Source organism: Plantactinospora sp. B24E8 (assembly GCF_039871735.1).
In the GTDB taxonomy this organism is placed as follows: Bacteria; Actinomycetota; Actinomycetes; order Mycobacteriales; family Micromonosporaceae; genus Plantactinospora.
In genome coordinates this window covers 64,805-87,404 of record NZ_JBDPMH010000028.1, presented here as the reverse complement: position 1 = coordinate 87,404, position 22,600 = coordinate 64,805, and the positions used below count along the sequence as shown (strand labels likewise).

The following is a 22,600-nucleotide window of genomic DNA, read 5'->3' as shown; positions in this document are numbered from 1 at the left end:
GACTCGTCTGCTCTGCACATCCCCGCGTCCGGGCCTTTGAGCGCCGCCGCCCGGACAACTCCCCCACGAGAGGGCGTACGCGTGTTCCAGTCCGCCGTGCCACCCCGGCCCCGGCCCGTCCTGCGGGTCGCGCTCCTCGCCACCGTCCTGGTCAGCGCCGCCGCGCTGGTCACCGCGTCCCTCGGCACCCCGACCGAGGCGACCGGACGGCACCGGCCGTTCCCGATCGACCTCGAACGTGCCGGCATCCCCCAACTGCAGGCGGCCCTCGCCACCCGCCGGATCACCTCCGAGGAACTCGTCGAGGCGTACCTGGCGCGGATCCGGATGCTGAACAGCAACGGGCCGGGGCTGAACGCGGTCCGGGTCGTCGCCCGGGACGCGGTCGCCCAGGCGAAGCAGGCCGACCAGGAGCGTCGCAAGGGTCGCGCCCGGGGGCCGATGCACGGCATCCCGGTGCTGATCAAGGACAACATCGACCTGTCGGGGCTGCCCACCACCGCCGGGGCACTGGCCCTGGCGGACTCGTACCCGGCGAAGGACGCCTTCCTGGTCAGCCGGCTGCGGGCGGCCGGCGCGGTCATCCTCGGTAAGACCAACCTGACCGAGTTCGCCAACTTCACCACCAGCGGCATGCCGTCCGGCTACAGCGGGCTCGGCGGCCAGGTACTCAACCCGTACGACGTCAGCCAGACCCCGAGCGGGTCCAGTTCCGGTTCCGGTGCGGCTGCCGCCGCCGCGCTCGCCACCGTCACCGTCGGCACCGAGACCTCCGGCTCGATCCTCAGCCCGTCGGCGGCGAACTCCCTGGTCGGGGTGAAACCGACGGTCGGTCTGGTCAGCCGGACCGGGGTGGTGCCGATCGCGGCCAGCCAGGACACTGCCGGCCCGATGACCCGCACCGTCTACGACGCGGCCGCGCTGCTCACCGCGCTGACCGGGATCGACCCGGAGGATCCGGTGACCCGGACCAGCACCGGGGTGGTCGGCACCGACTACACGAAGGCGCTCTCCACCACCGCCCTGGCCGGCAAGCGGATCGGGGTGGCCAGCGCGCCGACCGGCAACCAGGGGGTGCTGTTCGCCGAGGCACTCGACGTGCTCCGGGCCCGGGGCGCCACGGTGGTGCCGGTGACGGTGAGCACCGGCGGGCTGCCGCCGAGCATCCTGACGTACGAGTTCAAGCGGGACCTGAACGCCTACCTGGCCCGGCTGCCCCGCAACGCGCCGATGAAAACCCTCGACGACGTGGTCCGGTGGAACCTGGCGCACGTCGACGAGGGCAGCGTGAAGTTCGGCCAGACCCAACTGGTCGCCTCGAACGAGGTCGACCTGACCGACCCAACGGCCCGGGCCGCGTACGAGACCAGCCGCGACACCGGCATCACCACCGCCCGCGAGCGGATCGACTCGGTGCTGGCCGCCGAGAACCTGGACGCCGTCGTCTTCGTCGGCAGCGGGTCGGCCGGGATCGGTGCCCGCGCCCAGTACCCGTCGGTCGCCGTGCCGATCGGGTACGACCCGGCGAACGGGCGCCCGGTCGGGATGTCGTTCCTGGGCACCGCCTGGACCGAGGCGGAACTGCTGGCCCTCGCCTACGACTACGAGCAGGCGTCGCTCAGGTGGCGTCCGCCGTCACAGGTCAACCCGTCGCTGTTCCGGTGCGCCGACGTCGCCGACCGCGCGCGGAGCTGCGCCCCGTAGCCGCTCCCGGCGGCCCCGGCCGATCCCGCTGGCCGACGGTCGGGGCCGCCTCCGGCACGACTGTCTGACCCTTTCCGGCACCGCCGCCCGGCGCTCGTCGAGTTGGCCGGTCGCATCCTGCTGGGGCTGCCGCCGAACGCGCTGCTGGTCTGAGCGCTGACCGGCGGCCAGCCCGGTGCCCGGGGTCCCCGCCAGATCCGGAGGGGACCCCGGCGTTCCGGCCGGACATGCGCGGGTCCCGGACTGGGTAGCACGGTGGGGGCAACCCGTACGACATCCGGGAGGACAGCATGCGGATCGGTTACTTCCTGTCCAGCGAGGAGTACGCCCCGGCCGAACTGCTGGAACAGGCCAGTGGCGCCGAGCGGGCCGGGTTCGAGGCGCTCTGGATCTCCGACCACTACCATCCCTGGGTCGACGCGCAGGGACAGAGCGCCTTCGTCTGGTCGATGATCGGCGCGCTGAGCCAGGTCTGCCGGCTGCCGGTGACGACCGCGGTCACCTGCCCCACCGTACGGATCCATCCGGCGGTCATCGCCCAGGCGGCGGCGACCAGCGCGGTGCTGCACCAGGGGCGGTTCGTGCTCGGGGTCGGCACCGGCGAGGCGCTCAACGAGCACATCTTCGGCGACCCGTGGCCGAGCGCGGACGTCCGGCTGGAGATGCTGGAGGAGGCGGTGGAGGGGCCGAAGGCGGTCGACCTGGCGGCCCGGATCGGGGACGGCTACGTCAGCACCATGCCCGACGGCGACCTGGTGAAACGGTTCCGGGACGGCGGCGGTGGCGACAAGCCCTGCCAGGCCGGGTTCAAGGCCGCCTTCGCCGACAGCGCCCAGGAGGGGGCCCGGATCGCGTACGAGCGCTGGCCGAACGCGGGCGTGCCGGGTGACCTGTCCCAGGTGCTGCCCTCGCCCCGACACTTCGAGCAGGCGTCCGAGCTGGTCACCGAGGAGATGGTGGGCAAGGCGTTCGTCTGCGGCAACGATCCGCAGGCACACCTGGAGATGATCGACAAATACCGGCAGGCCGGCTTCGACGAGGTCTACGTCGCCAACACCGGCCCGCACTACCAGGGCCTGTTCGACCTGTACGCCAAGCACGTCCTGCCCGAGCTGCGTTGATCGCCGTCACGGGTGGCCGGGGGGCGGCCCGTACGGGTTCCACCGGCGCCCGGCTGTTCCGGCGTCGGGGTGCCCGGCCGGGCGACCTTGACCGCGCTGTTCGGGTCGGGCAGTTCCGGCACGGTCAGGACGAGGTCACGGGTCAGTTGCCCGACCACCAACACCCGGGGAGCCGCCATCGTCTCCCGCTACCCAGAACCCGGCCGTCGTACTCCGGCGGACCCGTTCGGCCGCCGCCTCGCCGGGCCGGCTGGTCGGCCCGGCGATTGAGTTTCGTGGCGATCGGGTAGCAGGACCGGACAGCCAACGAACCTTTCTCAACCTGAACCGGGAGCGTTTGCGCCCCGACTTCCACCGGCGGCCACGACGGACCGCAAGGAGGGGTTCAAAAAGGTTCGATGACCCGCTGAAGGAGGCCCGTCATGGGTATCGGCACGAGCATCTTCCTGATCGCACTCGGCGCGATCCTCACCTTCGCGTTGAACGCCAGCCTCGGTGGCCTGGACCTGGACGTCGTCGGCTGGATCCTGATGGCCGCCGGCGTGCTCGGCCTGATCATGACCACCCTGATCTGGGGCCGGCGCCGCTCCGTGGTGACCACGGCGGAGCCGACCGAGTACCGCCGGGTGGAGGAGCGGCGGGACGTGGCGCCGCCGCTGTAGGGACCGGACCGCGGCAGGGGACCGGACCGGGGGCGGCCGGTCCCCTCACCGGGTCACCGGGTGCTGGCCGCCAACTCCTCCTCGACGGCGGTGACGAAGGTGCCGACCACCCGCCGTCGGATCGGTACGTCCGCGGTGGCCAGCGACATCGACCAGTACAGCTCCGCGCCGCGCAGCCGGTGCGGGTGTAGCCGGCTGTCGTCCAGCGGTATCGACGCCGGCACCAGCGCCACCCCGAGCCCCGCCTGGACGTAGGCCGGGATCGAGGTCACGTCGGCGATCTCCAGGATGATCGAACGCCGTACCGCCGCCCGGGCGAACGCGTCGTCGACCACCGCCCGGTTGCCGAAGCCGAGCGGCGAGTCGATCCACCGTTCCCCGGCCAGTTCGGCGAGCGACACGTCCGGTACGGCCGCCAGCGGGTGCTCCGGTGGCAGGATCAGCCGCAGCGGAACCCGGGTCAACTGCCGGACCGTCACCCCGGGCGGCGGTGGCCCGTTGAGGGATACGAATGCCACATCAAGTTCACCTTCGGTGAGGGCGCGGACGAGGCCCACCGATCCGTCGGGAAAGGCCCGCATGCTGACCGTCACCGCTGGATGTCGGGACTGGAACCGGCCCAGCAGCCGGGGCAGGTCGATCGGCTGCATCGTGGTCATGGTGCCGACCGCCAGCGGTCCGCGAAGCCCGGCCTGCGTCTCCCGGACGGCCTGCCGGGCGGTCGCCGCGGCGGCGAGGGTGGTCCGGGCCTCCGGCAGCAGGGCGTGGCCCGCGTCGGTGAGCACCGCCCGCCGGGCCGTCCGGGTGAACAGGGTGGCGCCGAGTTCCGCCTCCAGGGCCCGCAGGGTGCTGCTGACCCCGGACTGAACGAGGCGGAGCCGGTCGCCGGCGGCGGTGAGGGTGCCCTCCTCGGCGATCGCCAGGAAGACCTCCAGGTGGCGCAGTTCCATCCGAACGCCCCTTCCCATCTGCAACCGAGATGGAAGCTAGCACAAACAATCGTTGTTCATGCTGGGTTGGCCGAGGCATCGTCGAGCCCGTGGCTCAACCCCTGGCGAGGAGAGAAAACGTGGTTTCGCAGGTCATCGACGTACGTCCGGCTGTGCCGCCAGCAGCGCCGCCGTCCGTACCGTCGACACCGTCGGTGGGCCGGCACCGGGCAGGATTCTGGATCGTCGCCTTCGCGTTTGTCGTCGCGATGGCGTTCTCCACCGCACCGACCCCGCTCTGGACCCTCTACCGGCAACGTGACCACTTCTCCACCACGATGGTGACCGTCGCCTTCGCCGCCTACGCCGTCGGCGTGGTGGTCAGCCTCTTCCTCGCCGGCCACGTCTCCGACTGGCTCGGCCGACGCCGGGTACTCGTGCCGGCGATCCTGCTCGAGGTCGTCGCCGCGGTCCTCTTCCTGCTCTGGCCCGACCTGCCCGGCCTGGTCCTCGCCCGGGTCATCACCGGCTTCGGCATCGGCATGATCACCGCCACCGCCACCGCACACCTCGCCGAACTGCACGCCGTCGCCCGACCCGACGCGCCACCACTGCGCGCCGGACTGGTCGCCACCGCCGCCAACCTCGGCGGGCTGGCCATCGGCCCACTCGTCGCCGGCCTGCTCGCCCAGTACGTCGACGGCAAGCTGACCGTGCCGTACCTGCTCTTCCTTGTGCTGCTCGTCGGCTCCGCCCTCGGACTGTTCCTGGTGCCGGAGACCGTGCCGCCGGCCCGCAAGGACGGCCAGCCGTACCGCCCGCAGCGGATCGCCGTACCGGCCACCGACCGGATCCGCTACTTCGCGGTCGCCGGTGCCGCCTTCGGCCTTTTTGCGATCCTCGGCCTGTTCACCTCGCTCGCCCCGAGTTTCCTCGCCGCGATCGGCCTGACCTCACCGGTGGTTGCCGGACTGGCCGCGTTCGGGGTCTTCGGCGCGGCGACCGTGGCGCAACTGTTGCTCGGCCGGGTCGCCCCGGCCCGACAACTCACCATCGGCATCCCGGCCACCACCCTCGGCGTGGTGGTGCTGGCGGCCGGCGTGCTGCTCTCCTCCCCGGCCGGGTTCCTGGCCGGCGGACTGATCGCCGGCGGCGGTGCCGGCGTACTGCTCAAGGGCAGCCTGGGCACGGCGGCGACGCTGGCCCCGAGCCACGCCCGCGGTGAGGCGATCGCCGGGGTCTTCCTGACCGCGTACGTCGGTCTCGCACTCCCGGTGCTCGGCATCGGCTTCGCCACCCGGCTCGGGGTGCCGCTGGCCACCTCGCTGGTCGGCTTCGCCGCCCTGGTGCTGGCGATGCTGGCGGTGGTCGCGGCCACCCTGCGCCGGCACCCCGCCGCCACCGCCTGACCAGCCCGGCATACTCGGGACGTGGACAGCACCCGCCCGGCCGGCAACGGTGCCGGATGACCGCCCTCTGGACCCGGCTGTTCGGCAGCGACCTGCCGGTGATCGGTGCCCCGATGGCCGGCGGAGGCAGCACCCCCGCCCTGGTGTCGGCGGTCACCGACGCCGGCGGCTTCGCCTTCCTGGCCGCCGGCTACCAGAGCCCGGAAACGCTCGCCGCCCGGATGACCGAGCTGCGTCGCACCGGTACGCCGTTCGGGGTGAACGTCTTCGTCCCCGGCACCGACCGGATCAGCGAGCCGGAGTTCCGGCGGTACGCCCGCGAACTCGCCCCCGAGGGTGAACCGTACGGCCTGGACCTGGCGAACGCGCCACTGGTCGAGGACGACGACCACTGGCGGGACAAGCTGGACCTGCTGCTCGCCGATCCGGTGCCGGTGGTCAGCTTCACCTTCGGCCTGCCGGAATTGCCGACGGTCCGGGCGTTGCGTCGGGCCGGCAGCCGGGTCCTCGCCACGGTCACCACCCTGGCGGAGGCGCGCGCCGCCCGCGACCTCGGCGTCGACGGCCTCGTCGCACAGAGCACCGAGGCGGGCGGGCACAGCGGCACCCACGACCCGGGTCGGCCGATGCCACCGACCACCGTCGAGCGGCTGCTCGACGAGTTCGGGCCGGCGACCGGGCTGCCGGTGGTGGTCGCCGGCGGGGTCGACGGGCCGGAACGGGTCCGTCGACTGGTCGCCGCCGGAGCGGCCGGGGTGCTGGTCGGCACCCTGCTGCTGCGTACCGACGAGAGCGGCGCGAGCCGGCCGCACCGGGACGCGCTGGCCGACCCGGCGCGCACCGGAACCGTACTGACCCGGGTCTTCACCGGCCGTCCGGCCCGGGCCCTGCGCAACGGGCTCGTCGACCGGCACCAGACGTCGGCGCCGCTCGGTTATCCGGCTATCCACCACCTGACCCGGGAACTGCGCGCGGCGGCGGTCCGCGCCGACGAACCGGATCTGGTGCACCTGTGGGCCGGCACCGGCTACCGCAACGCCCGGACCGGCCCCGCCGCCGACGTGGTCGCCGCGTTGACCGCGACGATGTGAGGCGGGGCCGCGACGGTGGTCATGGACGCCGAAGGTGCCTGCCGGAGTGGCCGGAGTTTCAGACGATCCTCGCGTCGCTCACCCGGAACCTGAAGCCGCCGACATTGCACGGGTCGTACTTTCCGGTGGCGGAATCATAAAGGCAGGTCTTGGCGTAGATGGTGCTGTCTTCGTAGTAATTCTTGTTGCAGACCGCCCAGGACGGGGCGCCGTGGTTGTTCTTGCACTCGCCGGTCCGATAGAGCGTTCCGTTGCGGTAGTTGTACCAGACCACAACGACGGACTTGCCGTCCTTGACGTTGTCGAGAATCCACCACCTGTCGCCCTCCGCCTGGAATACGGCGAGGTGGTTGGACGTGTTGTTGACGCTCTGGACCCAGTGACCCGAAGCCCCGTAGTTGGGCGACGCGGTGGTGTAGGTGCCGACGTTCTTCTCGTACGAGACAGCGGCGGCCGGAGAGGAAACCGCCATCACGACCGCGATGCTCGCGGCGACTGATGCCAGGACACGCACAAGGGTTCGAGCTGTCACGGAAGATTTCCTTCAGGAAATGAAGGGGCGGGGGAACTGGCTGCCGGGTGAGACCCAAGTCGAGCTGCTGTGACTTCTTGCCTAGCCGGAAAGTTAATCGAGGCGTACGGGGGTCGTCGAGCATGCTGGTCGATCCTTGAGTGAACCTTGAGTCGGATTCATTGGGGATACCGAGAGCGGGTACGGGTACGGCTGGTTCCTCGGCGCGATGGCCGGGGAGGAGTGGGTGCACCACTCCGGCGAGAACACCGGGTTCAGGGCGTTCGATGCCTGGTCGGAGCGCTCGGACCGACGGGTTGTCATGCTGAGCAACCAGGACCGGACCGACGCCGCGGCCGTCACCGCGATCCTGACCACCACAGCCGGTCACTGACGACCGGCGTCGCCGTCCGGGGACGCGGTCAGTCCCGGGCCGTGTAGCCGCTGGCCTGGAGTTCGAAGAGCTCGTGGTACAGCCCGCCGGCGACCATCAGCTGACTGTGGTTGCCCTCCTCGATCAGCCGTCCGTCCCGCAGGACGTAGATCCGGTCGGCGTGCCGGACGTTCGCCAGCCGGTGCGTGATCAGGACGACCGCCCGCTCGGGATGCCGACGGAACTGCTGGAACAGGGCGTGTTCGGCCCGGGCGTCGAGAGCCGCGGAGGGTTCGTCACAGATCAGCAGCTGCCCGTTCCGGTAGAGGCCCCGGGCGGCGACCAGCCGCTGCCACTGCCCGCCGGAAAGGTCTTGCCCGTCCTTGAAGCGTCGATCGAGCAGGGTCTCGTAGCCGTGTGGCAGCTCATCGATCATCTCGTGCGCGGATGCGGCCGTCGCCGCCGTCACCACGGTCGGTCCAGTCTCGTGCGGCCGGTCGTGCCGGCCGACGGCGATGTTCTGTCGGGCGGTGAACGGGAACTTCCACCAGTCCTGGCTGAGCACCGCGATGTGGGAGCCGATGCTGGCCGGAGCGAAGGCGGTGACGTCAACTCCGTCCCACCGGATCGTGCCGCTGGTGGGCTGGTAGAGGTTGGCGAGTAGCTTGGCCAGGGTGGTCTTGCCGGAGCCGTTCTCGCCGACCAGGGCGATCACCTCACCTCGCCGCACCGTGAGGCTGACCTTGTCCACCGCCGGGCGCTCGGTGTCCGGATAGCTGAGGGTGACCTCCTCGACGTCGATCCGTTCGAAGCCGGCGACGGGTCGGCCACCGCCGGCCGGGGTCCGACTCTCCGCCCGTTCCACGAAGGTTAGGAAGTCCCGATAGTAGAGCGCGTCCTCGTAGAGCGAGTTAGTCGCGTGGATGGTGGTGTTCAGGCTGGTCCGGGCGGCCTGGAGGGCGAGCAGCGCGGTGGCGGCGGCGGCCAGCGGAATGGCCCCGGCCAGCAGTAGCCAACCGAGTACGGCGTAGACGGCGAAGGTGGCCAGACCAGTGAGGGAGGTGCCGACCACCCGGCTCGACGTCTGGGACCTGACCAGCCTCAGTTGCGCCGCAGTCTCCAACCGCATGACCCGCCGGTACTCGCCGACCAGAAAGCCTCGCATCTGGTAGGTCCGTACCTCGACTGCGGTGTGCCGGTTCGCCATCAGATGTGCCAACATCCACATCCGGCGTCGTCGGGTGAGCCGGGCGAGTAGCGCGAGGTACTCGCGGCGGGCGATCCGGACCGCGGTGATGGCGGCCGGTACGGCCGCGATCAGCAGGCAGGGCAGCAGCAGCGGCTGGATCACGGTGACCGCGACAGCGGTGGCCACCACCCCGACCAGACCGGTGATCAGGTCGACGGTGTCGTTGACGATCGAGGTTGCCTCGTAGATGCCCCGGTCCCGGGCCCGGTCCATCTCCTCGGAGAAGCCGGCGTCGTCGAAGGCGGCGAGGTCGACCGCCGTGGTGGCCTCGAAGAGTCGTAGTTCGACCTGATAGTTGATCTGCGGCATCAGGCGGGCCTGGGCCCAGCCGGCGGCGATGGTCAGACCGCCCTTGGCCATCACAGCGAGTGCGGCCACTGCCAAGCTCGGCGCGGCGGCCCGGATCCGGTCCGGAGTGGGCGCGGAGGCGAAGAGTTCCCGCAGGACGGTGCTGGTGGCGAGCAGCCCGAATGTGATCATCACTCCGGCGACGATGTTCAGCCCGATCGCGGCCAGGGTGTCGACGGGGCTCACCCGCCAGGCCAGGGCCACGGCCTCCCGGACGAGTCGGGGCAGGTTCCGGGCGACCGCCCAGAAGCTCGTCTCCGCCAGCGCGTTGGCGTGGTACATCCAGTCGGCTTCCGCCAGGTCGGGCAGCACCTCCGTGCCACCGGCGCCCCCGGTGTCGCCGTCGGGCCGGTCGCCACGCGGTTCGCCGGCCGGCTCGGGTGGATCGGCCTCGGGTGGAACGGCCGGCTCGCTCGGGTCCGCCAACCGGGTCGGGTCCGCCGGCTCGGCCGACCGCTGTCTGACGTGAGCTCGTGTCGGTTCCATCGCGCTCCTCCAGGAATCCGAGCCGGCCGTGCACCACTCCTGACCGCGCCGTCACGGAGGGTTGCGTGCACACTACGATTTGGCGTTGTCGCGGCCAACCGTTCCCGGCGCGCCTCGTCTGCGGATAACGCGGAAAGCACCCCTGGACCGACCGTCACCCGGCCGTTACCTGATCCTGGTTAGGTGCCGGACATGCGCAACGGTGGTACGCGGTCCGCCCGCGGTGGGGGACCGGTGCACCGGTTCTACAGCGTGACGGTGTTTGTCGTGCTCGCCTCGCTGGACAACGTCGCCATCGGGCTCGTGCCGCCGCTGTACGACTCCATCGCCCCCGACCTGGGCGTCGAACGGGCGGCGGTCGGGCTGGTCACCGCGGCCAGCTTCCTGGTCAGCGCGCTCGCCGCGGTCGGCTGGGCGTACGTCGGAGACCGGAGCAACCGTAAACCGCTGCTCATGATCGGCACCCTGCTCTGGGCCGCCGGCACCGCCGGCAGCGGCCTCGTCTCGGCGTACCCGCTGTTCTTCTCCGCCCAGGTGGTGGCCGCGATCGGCCTGGGCGCGGTCGGCTCGGTCGGCTTCTCCGTGGTCACCGACCTGGTCACCCCGCGCCGCCGAGGTCTGGTGCTCAGCTTCTGGGGACTCTCCCAGGGGGTCGGCACGCTGGCCGGCACCCTGGTCGGCGGCATCCTCGGCGCCCAGGACTGGCGTCGACCGTTCCTGCTGCTCAGCGCGGTGGGGGTGGCCGCGACCCTGGCCTACCTGCTGACCTACGACATCCGGCGCGGCCAGAGCGAGCCGGAGCTGTCCGGCGCGCTGGCCGCCGGCGGCGACTACGACTACCGGATCAGCCGGGCAGACCTGCCGACGATCCTGGCGCGCCGGACCAACCGGTGGCTCATCCTGCAGGGGCTCACCGCGCAGGTGGCGTTCGGCTCCCTGGTCTGGCTACCGGCACTGTTCCGGGAACGGGCCGAGGACCAGGGCTTCTCGACCGCCACCGCCACCGTCGTCGGCAGCGTCTTCGCCGTACTGTTCCAGCTCGGCGGGGTGCTCTCCATCGTCGGCGGACTGGTCGGCGACGCCGTGCAACGCCGTACGCCCCGGGGCCGGGCCCTGGTCGCGGCGATCGGTGTGCTCGCCGCCGTGCCGTTCTACCTCGTCCTCTTCTTCGTGCCGATCCGGATCGACGTGCCCGACGGGGCCTCGGCGGGCACCGTGGTGCTGGCCGTACTCGGCAGTGTTTTCACCGAGCCGACGGTCGGGTTCAGCCTGCTGACCGCCCTGGTCGCACTGGGCCTGACCTCGGCGAACTCGCCGAACTGGTTCGCCCTGATCGCCGACGTCAATCCGCCCGAGCACCGGGGCACCGTCTACAGCCTCGGCAACCTCGTCAACGGGGCCGGCCGGGCGGTCGGCAACGGGCTGATCGGGGTGGCCGCCCAGGCGCTGCGTTCGGCCTTCCCACCGCCGTTGAACTTCGCCGTCGGGCTGGCCGCGTTCCAGCTGTTCTTCATCCCCACCGGCATCATGTACTGGCTCGCCTCCCGTACCGCGCCCCGCGACATCCAGCGGGTCCACGACCTGCTCAGCGAACGCGCCGAGGAGGTTGTTCCGGACCAGCATCCGGCCCGGCCCGGGGAGACGCCGGGGTCGGGGCCGGATCGCCCACGACGGGATCAAGCCTGACCGCCCAGAGTGGGTGATCCGGCCCCAACCCCCACCCCCCCACCCGATCAGGCCGGGGTGTCCTCGGCGATCCGGAACCAGACCGTGACGTCGGTCGGCACCCGACCGTCGGTGTCCAGCGGCCCGCTGGCGTGCACCAGCTCCGCGCTCTCCGGCAGGTCGACCGGGGCGGCGCCGAAGTTGGTGAGCACCCGCAGCCCCTGGTTGCGGAAACAGAGCACCTCGTCCGGGCTGGTCAGCCAGTGCACCGTACCGGCGCCGAGCCGCAGGTCACGGCGCAGCCGCAGGGCGTGCCGGTACATCTCGTACGTCGAGCCGGCCACCCCGCGCTGCCGGTCCAGCGCGTACTCGGCCCAGAGTTCCGGCTGCGGCAGCCAGCTGGCGTCCCCCGGCCCGAAGCCGTACGACGGGGCGTCCGCCTCCCACGGAATCGGCACCCGGCAGCCGTCGCGGCCACGTTCGGTGTGTCCGCTGCGCTGCCACGTCGGATCCTGACGGAACTCGTCCGGCAGGGTGGTGTGCTCCGGCAGCCCCAGTTCCTCACCCTGGTACAGGTACGCCGAGCCGGGCAGCGAGAGCATCAGCAGGCTGGCCGCCCGGGCCCGGCGCAGGCCGAGTACGGGATCCGGCTGCGGGTCGCCGATCCCGATGCCGTTCGGCCGGGGCGTGCCGACCGGCAGGGCCAGCCGGCTCGCGTGCCGGATCACGTCGTGGTTGGAGAGCACCCAGGTGGTGGGGGCGCCGACCGCCGCACTCGCCTCCAGGGAGCGGGTGATCACCGCGTACTGGGCCGGCGCGGTCCAGGCCGCGAGCAGGTACTCGAAGTTGAACGCCTGGTGCATCTCGTCCGGCCGGATGTACGCGGCCAGCCGCTCGGCGGGCTCCACCCAGGCCTCCGCGACCAGGATCCGCTCGCCCGGATAGCCGTCCAGTACCCGCCGCCAGTCCCGGTAGATCTCGTGCACCCCGTCCTGGTCCCACATCGGCGGCCGGGGGCGGTCGACCTCCGGGCCGGAGAGGATCTCCTGCGGTTCGTGCCAGTCCGCCAGGTCGGCCTGCTTGACCAGGCCGTGCGCGACGTCGACCCGGAACCCGTCGACGCCCCGGTCGAGCCAGAACCGCAGGATGTCGCGGAACTCCTCGCGTACCTCGGGGTGGTCCCAGTTCAGGTCCGGCTGGCCGGTGTCGAACAGGTGTAGGTACCACTGTCCGGGCCGGCCGTCCGGCTCGACGACCCGGGTCCAGGCCGGGCCGCCGAAGACACTGCGCCAGTCGTTCGGCGGCTCGGCACCGTCCGGGCCACGCCCGTCCCGGAAGACGTACCGCTGCCGGGCGGTCCCGTCCGGGCCCTCGGCGAGCGCCGTGCGGAACCAGGGGTGGTCCGCCGAGGTGTGGTTGGGCACCAGGTCGACGACGAGCCGCAGACCCCGCTGCCGGGCGGCGTCGATCAGGGCGTCGGCGTCGGCGAGGGTGCCGAAGAGCGGGTCGACGTCCCGGTAGTCGGCCACGTCGTATCCGGCGTCGGCCTGCGGTGACGGGTAGAACGGCGACAGCCAGACCGCGTCGACCCCCAACTCGACCAGGTGGTCCAGCCGGGCGGTGATGCCGAGCAGGTCACCGATTCCGTCACCGTCGGAGTCGGCGTACGAGCGCGGGTAGATCTGGTAGATGACGCCGTGCCGCCACCAGCGGTCGGCCGGAGTGTCGTCGGGTCCGCCGGAGGTGGGGGCTTCGGCGGTCGGGTCGGCGGGGGCGGTCGTGTCGGCGGTGTTCAGGGCGTTCTCCCAGAGGTGTGTACCGGACGGGTGTAGTCAGTTTGCCCGGGGCGGGCCGGTCGAATCCCGCACGATCAACCGGGTGGGCAGGATGTGTCGCTGCGGTTCACCATCGGCGCCACCGCCACCGCCACCGCCACCGCCACCGCCACCGCCACCGCCACCGCCACCGCCACCGCCACCGCGGCCGGCGAGCCGGTCCAGCAGCGTACGGGCGGCGAGCCGGCCCAGTTCGGCGGCGGGCTGGGCGACCGTGCTCAGCCCGACGACCCGGGCGTAGTCGTGGCCGTCGACCCCGATCACGCTGACGTCCGCCGGAACCCGCAGGCCGGCCCGGCGCAGCGCGACGATCGCCCCCATCGCCATCTCGTCGCAGGTGGCCATGATCGCGGTGGGGACGGGTGCGGTCCGGGCGAGCAGGCTGGCCGTCGCCTGGCGGCCACCGTCCACCCCGACCCGGGCCCCCACCTCCAGGATCGCTTCCGGTGGTGTACCGGCCGCCTGCATCGCCTCCCGGTAGCCCCAGCGTCGGTCCAGGTCCGCCGGGCGGGTGAACTGGTCGGCGGCGTCGCCGGAGAGGCAGACGATCCGCCGGTGGCCGAGGGTCAGCAGGTGTTCGGTGGCGACCCGGGCGGCGGCCACGTCGTCGATCCCGACGCTCGGCCAGCCGGGGACCGGTGCGCCGGCCGCCACCGTCACCCCGGGCAGGGCGCGGTCGCGTCCGCCGTAGTCCGGTGCGGCGAACACGGGTGCGGCGCTGACCAGGGCCGGGGTGCCGACCAGCAGCACCGCGTCGACCCGCTTGGGCAGGTCGGCGGTCCGGGGCAACCGCTGCCGGGCGTGCTCCGGCCCGCCGACGTGCTGCAGCAGCAGGTCGTATCCGGCCGGACGGAGCAGTTCCTCGGCGGCGTCGACCACCACACCGGGAAACCAGGCACCGATCCGGGGCACCAGCACGGCGACCGTGCCGCTCTTGCCCCCGGCCAGTCGGGAGGCGCTGGGCGAGGCGGTGTAGCCGAGCTGCTCGGCGGCGAGTCGTACCCGCCGTCGGGTCTCCTCGGAGACCGTCGGAAGGCCACGCAGCGCCCGGGAGACGGTGGCGGTGGAGACCCCCGCCAGCCGGGCGACGTCGTCGATTCTGGTCACCGTGTCATCTCTCGGCCGGGCGCTGGCGCCGGCCATGCCGCCGAGGGGAGGGCGAAGGTGGAGGCCGCGGGCCCGGGTGCCGCGCCCGCCGCCGATCCGGCGGCGGGCGCGGAAGGTCCGGGAGTTCCGTTGGTCTCCCGGTCAGCCCTTGACACCGCCGGCGAGCAGGCCGCGGACGAAGTAGCGCTGCAGGGACAGGAACACGATCAGCGGTACGACGATGGAGACGAACGCGCCGGAGGTGAGGCGTTGCCACTCGCTGGCCCGGGTGCCGGCCAGCTCGGCCAGGCGTACGGTCAGCGGGGCGACCTCCTTGCTGCCACCCGCGAAGATCAGTGCGACCAGCAGGTCGTTCCAGACCCAGAGGAACTGGAAGATCGCGAAGGCGGCCAGTGCCGGCACGATCAGCGGCAGCACGATCGAGCGGAAGATCTTGGGGTGGCTGGCGCCGTCCACCCGGGCCGCCTCCATCAGGTCCTTCGGCAACTGGGACACGAAGTTGTGCAGCAGGAAGACCGCGAACGGCAGGGCGAAACAGGTGTGCGCGAACCAGACCTGGACGAACTTCTCCTCGTCGGCGAGATTCCAGGCCGGCAGCAGGGTGAACCCGCCCAGGCTCACGCCCTCGGAGAAGAAGCTGAGCAGCGGCACCAGCGCCATCTGCAGCGGCACGATCTGCAGTGCGAAGATGCCGATGTAGACCCAGTCCCGGCCCCGGAAGTTGATCCAGGCCAGGGCGTACGCGGCCAGTGCGGCGAAGGCGAGCGGGAAGAGCACCGACGGGATGGTGATCACCAGCGAGTTGACGAAGTAGCTGGCGAGCTGCCCGGATATCGACGACCGCCCGAACAGCACCTCCTGGTAGTTGTCCAGGGTGAACGCCGGGTTGGTGACGACGGTCCACCAGCCGGTGGTCTTGATCTCGTCCTCGGGGCGCAGTGAGGAGACGAACAGGCCGAAGGTCGGCAGGGTCCAGAGCACCGCGATGAGGACCGAGGCGAGCGTCGCGACCCGGGTGTTCAGCCGTTTGCGTACCCGACCGGCGGCGGTGGCCGGTACGGAGGCCGGGGTCGGGGTGCCGACCGGCGCGGGAGGCGTCGTGGTGGTCATCTCAAACCTCCCGCTGCTTGCGCAGGTTGCGGATCTGGTAGATCACCAGCGGGATCACCAGGACGAAGAGGAACACCGCCAGGGCTGAGCCCTGACCGGTCTGGCCGAACCGGAAGGCCTGGTTGTACATCTCGTTCGCGATCACACCGGTGTCGTAGTTGCCGTTGGTGGTGGTCCGGACGATGTCGAAGACCTTGAGGGTGGCGATCGAGACCGCGACCACGACGACGATCAACGCGGACCGGATGCTCGGTAGGGTGATCTTCCAGAACATCTGCCACGGGTTGACCCCGTCGAGCCGGGCCGCCTCGATGATGTCGGCCGGGATCGCCTTGATCGCCGCCGAGAGCACCACCATGGCGAGACCGGCCTGGATCCAGATCATGATGACGATCAGCAGGAACGTGTTCAGCGGCGCGTTCTGCAGCCACTGCTGCGGTTCGCCGCCGAACATCACCCAGATCTGGTTGAGCAGGCCGATCTGGTCGTACTCGCCGGAGCGGTAGGCGTAGACGAACCGCCAGATGATGCTGGCGCCGACGAACGAGATGGCCATCGGCATGAAGATCAGCGCCTTCGCCGCCGCCTCGAACCGGGCCCGGTCGACCAGCACCGCGTAGATCAGGCCGATCGCGGTGGCCACCAGCGGCACCACGATCACCCAGATCAGGGTGTTGGTCAGGACCCGGAAGATCTCGTCCTGGGCGAACATCCAGGTGTAGTTCTGCAGTCCCACCCAGTTCCGGCTGCCGCCGTCCATGAAGGACAGCAGCACCGTGCGGATCGCCGGCACGATCAGCCCGACGGCGAGCAGCAGCAGGGTCGGCAGCAGGAAGAAGAGTCCGAGGCCGCCCTCCCGGCGGTTGACCACCGATCGACGACGCGGCCGGGGCCCGCCGCCGGCGGGGGCCCGGGTGTGGGCGGTCGACGCGGCGATGAGCGCGGCCTCCCGGCGCCGGGCGAACCACGACGGTACGACGTCGAGCAGCACCAGCAGGCCGCCGACCACCGCCGCGAAGGCGAGCAGGCCGTACAGGAGCATGAGCAGCTTCGGTGCCTCGTCGGCGAACTCCATCAGCGTCTCCAGCGGATCGGGTACCTACGGCGCGGACGGGGAGACGGGGCGGCCCGGTCCGCTGCCGGACCGGGCCGCCCCGGGATGTCACTTCGGCCAGGAGCCCTCGACGAAGTCCAGGGTGCTCTGGGTGTCCTTGCCGTTGACCCAGTCGATCATGCCCTTCCAGAGGGTGCCGGAGCCGACCGCGGCCGGCATCAGGTCCGAGCCGTCGAACCGGAAGACCGCCGACTTGTCGAGCAGCACCTCCATGGAGAGCTTGTCGACCGCCTGCTCGACCTTGGTCACGTCGAGCTTGCTGTTCGGCGTGATCCAGTTGCCGAGTGCGGCGCGGGAGTTGGCGTACTCGCCGGAGGCGAGGTAGCGGCGGACCGCCTGCACCGTCGGCTCGTCGGTGAACGCGACGGTGAACTCGCCACCGCCGAGCACCGGCTTGCCCTTGGCCGGGTCGACGGCCGGGAAGTAGAACGCGTAGATGTCACCGTCCGGGCCGATCTTGGTGCCCTCTGGCAGGTAGTTGGCGTAGAAGTTCGCCTGCCGGTGCATCCAGCACTGGCCCTGCAGGATCGGCAGCCCGCCCTCCTGGAAGGAGGTGGAGTTGAGGCTCTTCACGTCACCGTAGCCACCGTTGACGTACTTCGGGTTCTTGAGGATCGAGCCGGCCTGGTCCACCGCCGCCACGACCCGCGGGTCGTTGAACGGGATGCCGTGCGCGGTCCACTGGTCGTAGACCTCCGGCGTCTGGGTACGCAGCATCAGGTCCTCGATCCAGTCGGTGGCCGGCCAACCGGTGGCCTCACCCGACTCCAGACCGACGCACCACGGCTTCTTGCCGTCGGCGGCGATCTGGTCGCTGATCGAGATCAACTCCGCCCAGCTGGTCGGGACCTTGTAGCCCTTCTCCGCGAACGCCTTCGGCGAGTACCAGACGAAGGACTTCACGTTGGCGCCGAGCGGGGTGCCGTAGGCCTGTCCGCCGACGGTGGCGTACTTCAGCCAGTCCGCCGGGTAGTTGGCGTCGGCGATGGCCTTCAGGTCGGCGGCCATCGGCTTGAGCTTGCCGGCCTCGGCGAACCGGGCCAGCAGACCGGGCTGCGGAATGAAGGCGATGTCCGGCGGGTTGCCGCCGTCGGCCTTCACCTGGAGCTGGGCCTCGAACTCGCCGCTGCCCTCGTAGTTGATTTCGATGCCGGTGCAGTCCTCGAACTGCTTCCAGGACTGCTGGAGCAGGTCGGCCTCCGCGTCCCGGATCGAGGCGTAGATCGACACCTCGCCCTCGTTGCCCTGGTAGCTGGCGTACGGGGCGCACTCCGGGGAATCCGGGTCGAGCCCGCTGGAGCTTTCGCCGGAACAGGCGCCTGCGCCGATGGCCAGCGCCAACACACCGGCGATCGCGAGGGCCTGGCGTGGTCTTCTGGACTGGACCGCCATGTAGTCCTCCTTTCGGGCCGGCATGCCGGGAGCCGACGGCTCCCGTGCCGGACTGTGGGCGTCACCACATGTAAGCGCTTGCACCGGAAGGGCGTCCAGCCCCGGAGAGGCACGAGGGCGTAACGATTCGGAAACCTGCTCAGCAATTGGCGGCCATGCCGTGGTGGCGCGGACCATGCCGTCGGGCCGGTCGGGCTAGGCTGCCCGCATGGCAGGCCCGACGCCCGGGACGGGCTCGACCGGCAGGCTCGTGTGGGCCTCCGACGAGGTGCGCAACCGCCTCAGCCGACAGGTTCAGCCGCAGGTGAGCCGGCCGAGAAAGATGGTGCTGGCAGCGACCACCGCGATTGTCTTCGTCTGGCCGGCGGCCTTCGTCGCGTTCGCGGCCACGACCGTCGCCGCGCCGTCGGTGACCGACGGGGCCGGCGTCGGGCGGGCGGCCTTCTGGGCGCTGCAGGTCGCGGTGCTGATCGCGATCGTCGCGGCGGCCACGACGCGGCGGCACACCGCCGAGCCCGACCCGGCCGGCGGGGGTCCGCCGACCCGGGTGAGACCTCTGCGTGTGGTGGGCACCGTCACCGCGGCCCTGGTGCTGGCGCCGCAGGGGCTCTCCGCCGCGCAGATCGCACTGCTGACGGTGGTGCTTCTTGTCGTGCTTCACCTGCTGCCCATGGTGGTGGCCAGACTGCTGCTGCGGCGGCGTCGTGGGCGCCGTCCGGCCGACCCGTCCGACGGGCGGGCGTGACCGTCCGGTAGTGGTCACTCGCCGGCCGGGACCCGGGCGACCTCCGGACCGTCCAGGATGGCGGCGAAGCGCTGCTCGGCCAGGTCCAACTGACCGAGGATGTGGGTCCGGGCCTCGGCGTCCAACGGGGTGTCCGGGCGACGGACCAGGTCGCGCAGCAGCGGTAGCAGCGGGCGGTACTTGCGGGCCGACCGGGGCACCTTGTCGCCGGTGGTGTGGATCACGCCGACGCCGTTGTCGGTGAAGTCGGAAATCTTGATCACCCGGGCCCAGGGCTCCCGTTCCAGGCTCTCGGCCAGGTGGGCGCGGTACTGCTCGTCGCGGTCGCGGTCGGGGGCGTACTCGGGATTGGTGACCGCGGCGACGAGCCGCGCGACCCGGGGGTTGAACCGCCGGGCCACCTCGGCGAGGGCCGCCTCGGTGGCGGCCGACCGGGAGCTGTCGGCGGGCAGGTCGGCGAGTTCGGCCGGGTGGTCCTCGACGGCGTCGTGCAGCAGCGCCGCGACGATCACGTCCACGTCGGTGACCCGGTAGTAGACGATGATCCGGATCGCCACCCGGAGCAGGTGGTTGAGGTAGGGCTCCCGGACGCGCCGGTCGTCCCGGTGCAGCCTCGCGGCCAGTTCCAGGGCTGCGCCGAGCCGGTCCCGTTGTGCCGGGTCGAAGCGTTCGACCTCCAGCTCGAACCGGTCGCGTAGGCCGGCTTCGCCGTACACCTCGGTGATGGCGTGCAGGGGCATGGATCTCAGGTACGTCGGCGAGGCCATGACGTCCAGGTATACCGGATCGGCTCCGGACCCGGTCGTCCGCACGCCGGGACACCGCCCTTCCGCCAGCTGAAGTTTTCTGCCACGATTCATTCAGCCATGGAAAACTTTCTGCGTAGGAGGTCATGGATGCGCTCCCGCCTGTTCGCCCTCGTCGGCGCCGGTCTGCTGATCGCCGCGACGGTGCTGGTGCCGGCCTCGCCGGCCGCCGCGGCACCCACCTTCAAGGTGCCGTTCCCCTGTAACCAGACCTGGTCCGGGCAGACCCGCAGCAACCACAGCCCGGCGTACGCGATCGACTTCAACCGCACCGACGACCAGGGCGACCCGGTGGTGGCCAGCGCGCCCGGCACCGTGGACGTGGTCGCCGACCTCGGCGGCACCAGCTACGGCAAGTACGTCCGGATCAACCACGGGGGCGGTTACACCACCTACTACGCCCACCTCAGCAGCTTCAACACCGCTGTCGGCCGATCCGTCGGCTACGGCACCGTGATCGGGTACGTCGGCACCACCGGCGGCTCCACCGGCCCACACCTGCACTACGAGCAGCGGCTGAACGGCTCCGACGTGCAGGTCCGGTTCAACGGAAGCCTGGCGCTCTACTGGGGCGAGCGCAACTACACCAGCGACAACGGCTGCTCCGGCGGCGGTGCCGGCTCCGGCACGGTGAACACCTCCGGCACCGCGCTCACCGTCCGCTCCGGACCGGGCACCGGCTACTCGTCGGTTGGCACCGTCGCCGACGGCACCCGGGTCACCATCCAGTGCCAGACCACCGGTACGACGGTGACCGGCACCTACGGCACCAGCAACATCTGGGACCGGATCGGCAGTGGCCGGTTCATCGCCGACGCGTACGTCCTCACCGGCTACGACGGCTTCATTCCGGGAGTGCCCCGCTGCTGAGCCGGCGGAGAACAGGAACCGGGGTCGTCGGCCGGGGTCTTCAGGGGGAGGACTTAGACCCGGACCGGACGACCCCGGTTGGTTCGGAGGGATGTTGTTCGGAGGGATGTCGGTCAGCTCGGCGGGCCGGCGCGGCACTGCGTCGGCCCGGAACTAGCCGCTGAAGACACTGACCCCGAACGGCCCGACGAGCAGGCCGACGATGATCAGCACGATGCCCCAGAGGAGCTGCCGCCGGAACAGCGCCATGACGCCGGCGACCACCAGTACGACTGCGAGAATCCAGAGCAGTAGGTCCATGCCTCAGGAACTACCCGAACCGCTGATCGCGGAAACCCTCCCGCTCGTCCCCGCGTACGGCGCATGCAGGTGAAACACGCTGTACGCCTGCTTGATCACCGGGTGGGCCACGTTACGGACCCGTACCCCGCCCGGAGTGGTGCCCCGCTCGCTGCCGGCGTGCGCGTGCCCGTGCAGGGCCAGCTCGGTCGGCGCCGAGTCGATGGCCTGCCCGAGCAGGTACGAGCCGAGGAACGGATAGATCTCCAGCGGCTCCCCGGCCAGGGTGTCCGGAACCGGGGCGTAGTGGGTCAGCGCCACCCGTACGTCGCACTCCATCTCCCGCAGTGCCACCCCGAGCTGGTCGGCGATGGCCTGGGTGGTCCGGATGAACGCCTTCATCTCCGGCTCGCCGAACTCGCTCGCGCAGCGTCCGGCGAACCCGCCGCCGAAGCCCTTCGCACCGGCGATGCCGATCCGGGTCCCACCGCACTCCAGCACCAGGTTCGTGCCCTCCAGTACGACGATCCCGGCGTCCTCCAGCACCCGGATCACCGCCGGGACCTCGTCACAGTGGTAGTCGTGGTTGCCGAGCACCGCGACCACCGGTACGCCGAGGTTGCCGAACTCGGTGGCCACGCACCGGGCCTCGCGCTCGGTGCCGTGCCGGGTCAGGTCGCCGGCCAGCAGCAGCGCGTCCGCGCGCTCCGGCAACTGCTCCAGAGCCGGCCGGAACCGACCGAGCACGTCCTGGTCCATGTGCACGTCGCCGACCGCGGCGATCCGGACCACCATGTTGTCGTCTCCCGTCACCGCAGCTCCTCCACCTCGGTCGGGGCCTGGGTGCGGATCAGTCCGATGTCGACCGTCACCGGCAGCCGGGGAAAGTGCTCCAGCACCAGCCGGAGGATCTCCTCACGCCGCTGTGCGCTCTCCACCTCGCCGCAGACCACCAGCGAGTGGTCGCGGCGGGTCACGGTCAGGCCCTGCTCGGCGATCTCGGTGTGCTCGGTGAGCAGCCGCTGGATCGCCGCCTCCAGGTAGTCGTCGGGCGGCTCTTCCCCGGTTCCCGGTTGTCGGTTCACGCCACTACCTCCTCCTCTTCCCCGCCCCGGTGTGGCGACGCCGTACCGGCCGGTGTGACCCGCAGCGGTGGCCGGCCGTCGTCGACCGGGCTGTACGGCACCACGTCCAGCCGGTCCAGCAGCACCAGGAAGGCCTCGGCGTAGGGGGAGTGCGCCGTCTCCTTGCGGACCCGGTCCCAGTCGATCTGCTCGCGCAGGGAACGGGCCAGCGGCAGTCCACGGGCGAAGTCGCAGTAGTGCTGGGAGAAGCTCAGCAACTTGTGCACCATCAGGTGGGTCGCGGAGAGCACCGGCATGTGGATGGCGTCGACCGGTCGTACCACGGTGTCCCGGAAGGTCTCGTCGGTCACCGGGGTCTCGATCGGCCGGTGGATCAGGTCCACCATCCGGTCGTTGTCCCAGACCTTGACGAGCCAGTCCTCCGGGGGGCGTTCGGCGGTGAAGCCGGTCTCGACCAACGCCTCCAGAGCGCGTTCCACGTCCTGCTCCCGGATCAGGAAGTCGACGTCGTGGTCGCTGGAATGACCGCCGTGCGCGTACACGGCGAAGCTGCCGCCGAGGGCGAAGGGGATCTCGGACTGCTTCAGGACGGCGGCGACCCGTTTCAGGGTGGCAAGCAGGGTCTCGTCGCCGCTGTGCTCCATCTGTGCTCCCGGGTCGTTGAGTAAACGGGCAACTGGTCGGTGGGATGGAGATTTACCGTTACCCG

At 71.1% G+C, this 22,600-nt stretch carries 21 protein-coding genes and 1 pseudogene; 9 read left to right on the top strand and 13 right to left on the bottom strand.

Annotated features, from left to right (window positions below):
• Positions 1-81: 81 nt before the first annotated feature.
• The 3 genes from ABGB21_RS28505 (at position 82) to ABGB21_RS28495 (ending at position 3,487) form a co-directional block, all read left to right on the top strand.
• Positions 82-1,704 (top strand): amidase family protein, encoded by a 1,623-nt coding sequence (locus ABGB21_RS28505; RefSeq protein WP_347658416.1) that lies wholly within the window; start codon positions 82-84, stop codon positions 1,702-1,704.
• A 290-nt stretch (positions 1,705-1,994) separates the two neighbouring features.
• On the top strand, positions 1,995-2,825 hold the full coding sequence (locus tag ABGB21_RS28500; RefSeq protein WP_347680378.1) for a TIGR03557 family F420-dependent LLM class oxidoreductase: 831 nt from the start codon (positions 1,995-1,997) through the stop codon (positions 2,823-2,825).
• Positions 2,826-3,247: 422 nt separating this feature from the next.
• Positions 3,248-3,487 carry a DUF6458 family protein gene (locus tag ABGB21_RS28495; protein WP_347658420.1) on the top strand — a complete coding sequence of 80 codons (240 nt, stop codon included), beginning with the start codon at positions 3,248-3,250 and terminating at the stop codon, positions 3,485-3,487.
• A 53-nt stretch (positions 3,488-3,540) separates the two neighbouring features.
• Here the strand turns inward: ABGB21_RS28495 and ABGB21_RS28490 are convergent, their stop codons facing one another.
• A complete protein-coding gene (locus ABGB21_RS28490) occupies positions 3,541-4,437 on the bottom strand; it encodes a LysR family transcriptional regulator (RefSeq protein ID WP_347658423.1) in 897 nt (298 codons plus the stop codon).
• 119 nt (positions 4,438-4,556) lie between these two features.
• Here ABGB21_RS28490 and ABGB21_RS28485 point away from each other — a divergent pair, with 119 nt between their 5' ends.
• Positions 4,557-5,825 carry an MFS transporter gene (locus ABGB21_RS28485; protein ID WP_347680376.1) on the top strand — a complete coding sequence of 423 codons (1,269 nt, stop codon included), beginning with the start codon at positions 4,557-4,559 and terminating at the stop codon, positions 5,823-5,825.
• 56 nt (positions 5,826-5,881) lie between these two features.
• Complete coding sequence (locus tag ABGB21_RS28480; RefSeq protein ID WP_347680374.1) at positions 5,882-6,916, top strand: nitronate monooxygenase; 1,035 nt, start codon at positions 5,882-5,884, stop codon at positions 6,914-6,916.
• A 58-nt stretch (positions 6,917-6,974) separates the two neighbouring features.
• Here ABGB21_RS28480 and ABGB21_RS28475 read toward each other — a convergent pair whose 3' ends face one another.
• A complete protein-coding gene (locus tag ABGB21_RS28475) occupies positions 6,975-7,448 on the bottom strand; it encodes a hypothetical protein (RefSeq protein WP_347658429.1) in 474 nt (157 codons plus the stop codon).
• Between the two features lie 160 nt (positions 7,449-7,608).
• On the opposite strand from ABGB21_RS28475, the gene ABGB21_RS28470 reads away from it, so the two are divergent.
• A complete protein-coding gene (locus ABGB21_RS28470) occupies positions 7,609-7,821 on the top strand; it encodes a serine hydrolase (protein ID WP_347680392.1) in 213 nt (70 codons plus the stop codon).
• 28 nt (positions 7,822-7,849) lie between these two features.
• Here the strand turns inward: ABGB21_RS28470 and ABGB21_RS28465 are convergent, their stop codons facing one another.
• Positions 7,850-9,883, bottom strand: coding sequence for an ABC transporter ATP-binding protein (locus ABGB21_RS28465; RefSeq protein WP_347658431.1), 2,034 nt, complete (start codon positions 9,881-9,883; stop codon positions 7,850-7,852).
• Between the two features lie 192 nt (positions 9,884-10,075).
• On the opposite strand from ABGB21_RS28465, the gene ABGB21_RS28460 reads away from it, so the two are divergent.
• Positions 10,076-11,569, top strand: a complete 1,494-nt coding sequence (locus tag ABGB21_RS28460) for an MFS transporter (RefSeq protein WP_347680372.1) — start codon at positions 10,076-10,078, stop codon at positions 11,567-11,569.
• A gap of 47 nt (positions 11,570-11,616) precedes the next feature.
• Here the strand turns inward: ABGB21_RS28460 and ABGB21_RS28455 are convergent, their stop codons facing one another.
• The 5 genes from ABGB21_RS28455 to ABGB21_RS28435 all read right to left on the bottom strand — a co-directional run bounded on the left by ABGB21_RS28455 (position 11,617) and on the right by ABGB21_RS28435 (position 18,106).
• The gene (locus ABGB21_RS28455) at positions 11,617-13,239 is read right to left on the bottom strand and encodes a glycoside hydrolase family 13 protein (protein WP_347654901.1); all 1,623 of its coding nucleotides are present in this window, start codon (positions 13,237-13,239) and stop codon (positions 11,617-11,619) included.
• Between the two features lie 141 nt (positions 13,240-13,380).
• A complete protein-coding gene (locus ABGB21_RS28450) occupies positions 13,381-14,490 on the bottom strand; it encodes a LacI family DNA-binding transcriptional regulator (protein ID WP_347680390.1) in 1,110 nt (369 codons plus the stop codon).
• A gap of 141 nt (positions 14,491-14,631) precedes the next feature.
• Positions 14,632-15,600 (bottom strand): carbohydrate ABC transporter permease, encoded by a 969-nt coding sequence (locus ABGB21_RS28445; RefSeq protein WP_347680370.1) that lies wholly within the window; start codon positions 15,598-15,600, stop codon positions 14,632-14,634.
• Position 15,601: 1 nt separating this feature from the next.
• A complete protein-coding gene (locus tag ABGB21_RS28440; protein WP_347680368.1) occupies positions 15,602-16,675 on the bottom strand; it encodes a sugar ABC transporter permease in 1,074 nt (357 codons plus the stop codon).
• Between the two features lie 87 nt (positions 16,676-16,762).
• Positions 16,763-18,106, bottom strand: coding sequence for an ABC transporter substrate-binding protein (locus tag ABGB21_RS28435; RefSeq protein ID WP_347654808.1), 1,344 nt, complete (start codon positions 18,104-18,106; stop codon positions 16,763-16,765).
• Between the two features lie 304 nt (positions 18,107-18,410).
• Here ABGB21_RS28435 and ABGB21_RS28430 point away from each other — a divergent pair, with 304 nt between their 5' ends.
• Positions 18,411-18,851, top strand: a complete 441-nt coding sequence (locus ABGB21_RS28430) for a hypothetical protein (RefSeq protein ID WP_347680366.1) — start codon at positions 18,411-18,413, stop codon at positions 18,849-18,851.
• A gap of 14 nt (positions 18,852-18,865) precedes the next feature.
• Here the strand turns inward: ABGB21_RS28430 and ABGB21_RS28425 are convergent, their stop codons facing one another.
• Positions 18,866-19,618, bottom strand: a complete 753-nt coding sequence (locus ABGB21_RS28425) for an HD domain-containing protein (RefSeq protein ID WP_347680388.1) — start codon at positions 19,616-19,618, stop codon at positions 18,866-18,868.
• A 129-nt stretch (positions 19,619-19,747) separates the two neighbouring features.
• Between ABGB21_RS28425 and ABGB21_RS28420 the strand changes: the two genes are divergently transcribed.
• The gene (locus ABGB21_RS28420; protein ID WP_347680364.1) at positions 19,748-20,527 is read left to right on the top strand and encodes a peptidoglycan DD-metalloendopeptidase family protein; all 780 of its coding nucleotides are present in this window, start codon (positions 19,748-19,750) and stop codon (positions 20,525-20,527) included.
• 153 nt (positions 20,528-20,680) lie between these two features.
• Here ABGB21_RS28420 and ABGB21_RS28415 read toward each other — a convergent pair whose 3' ends face one another.
• The 4 genes and pseudogenes from ABGB21_RS28415 to ABGB21_RS28400 all read right to left on the bottom strand — a co-directional run.
• Complete coding sequence (locus ABGB21_RS28415; protein ID WP_347654812.1) at positions 20,681-20,827, bottom strand: GPGG-motif small membrane protein; 147 nt, start codon at positions 20,825-20,827, stop codon at positions 20,681-20,683.
• A gap of 3 nt (positions 20,828-20,830) precedes the next feature.
• The gene (locus ABGB21_RS28410) at positions 20,831-21,601 is read right to left on the bottom strand and encodes a metallophosphoesterase (RefSeq protein ID WP_347654902.1); all 771 of its coding nucleotides are present in this window, start codon (positions 21,599-21,601) and stop codon (positions 20,831-20,833) included.
• A 14-nt stretch (positions 21,602-21,615) separates the two neighbouring features.
• A complete protein-coding gene (locus tag ABGB21_RS28405; RefSeq protein ID WP_347654813.1) occupies positions 21,616-21,891 on the bottom strand; it encodes a hypothetical protein in 276 nt (91 codons plus the stop codon).
• Positions 21,892-21,980: 89 nt separating this feature from the next.
• Positions 21,981-22,535 (bottom strand): annotated as a pseudogene (locus ABGB21_RS28400) (nucleotidyltransferase); the annotation flags it as partial.
• Positions 22,536-22,600 lie beyond the last annotated feature (65 nt).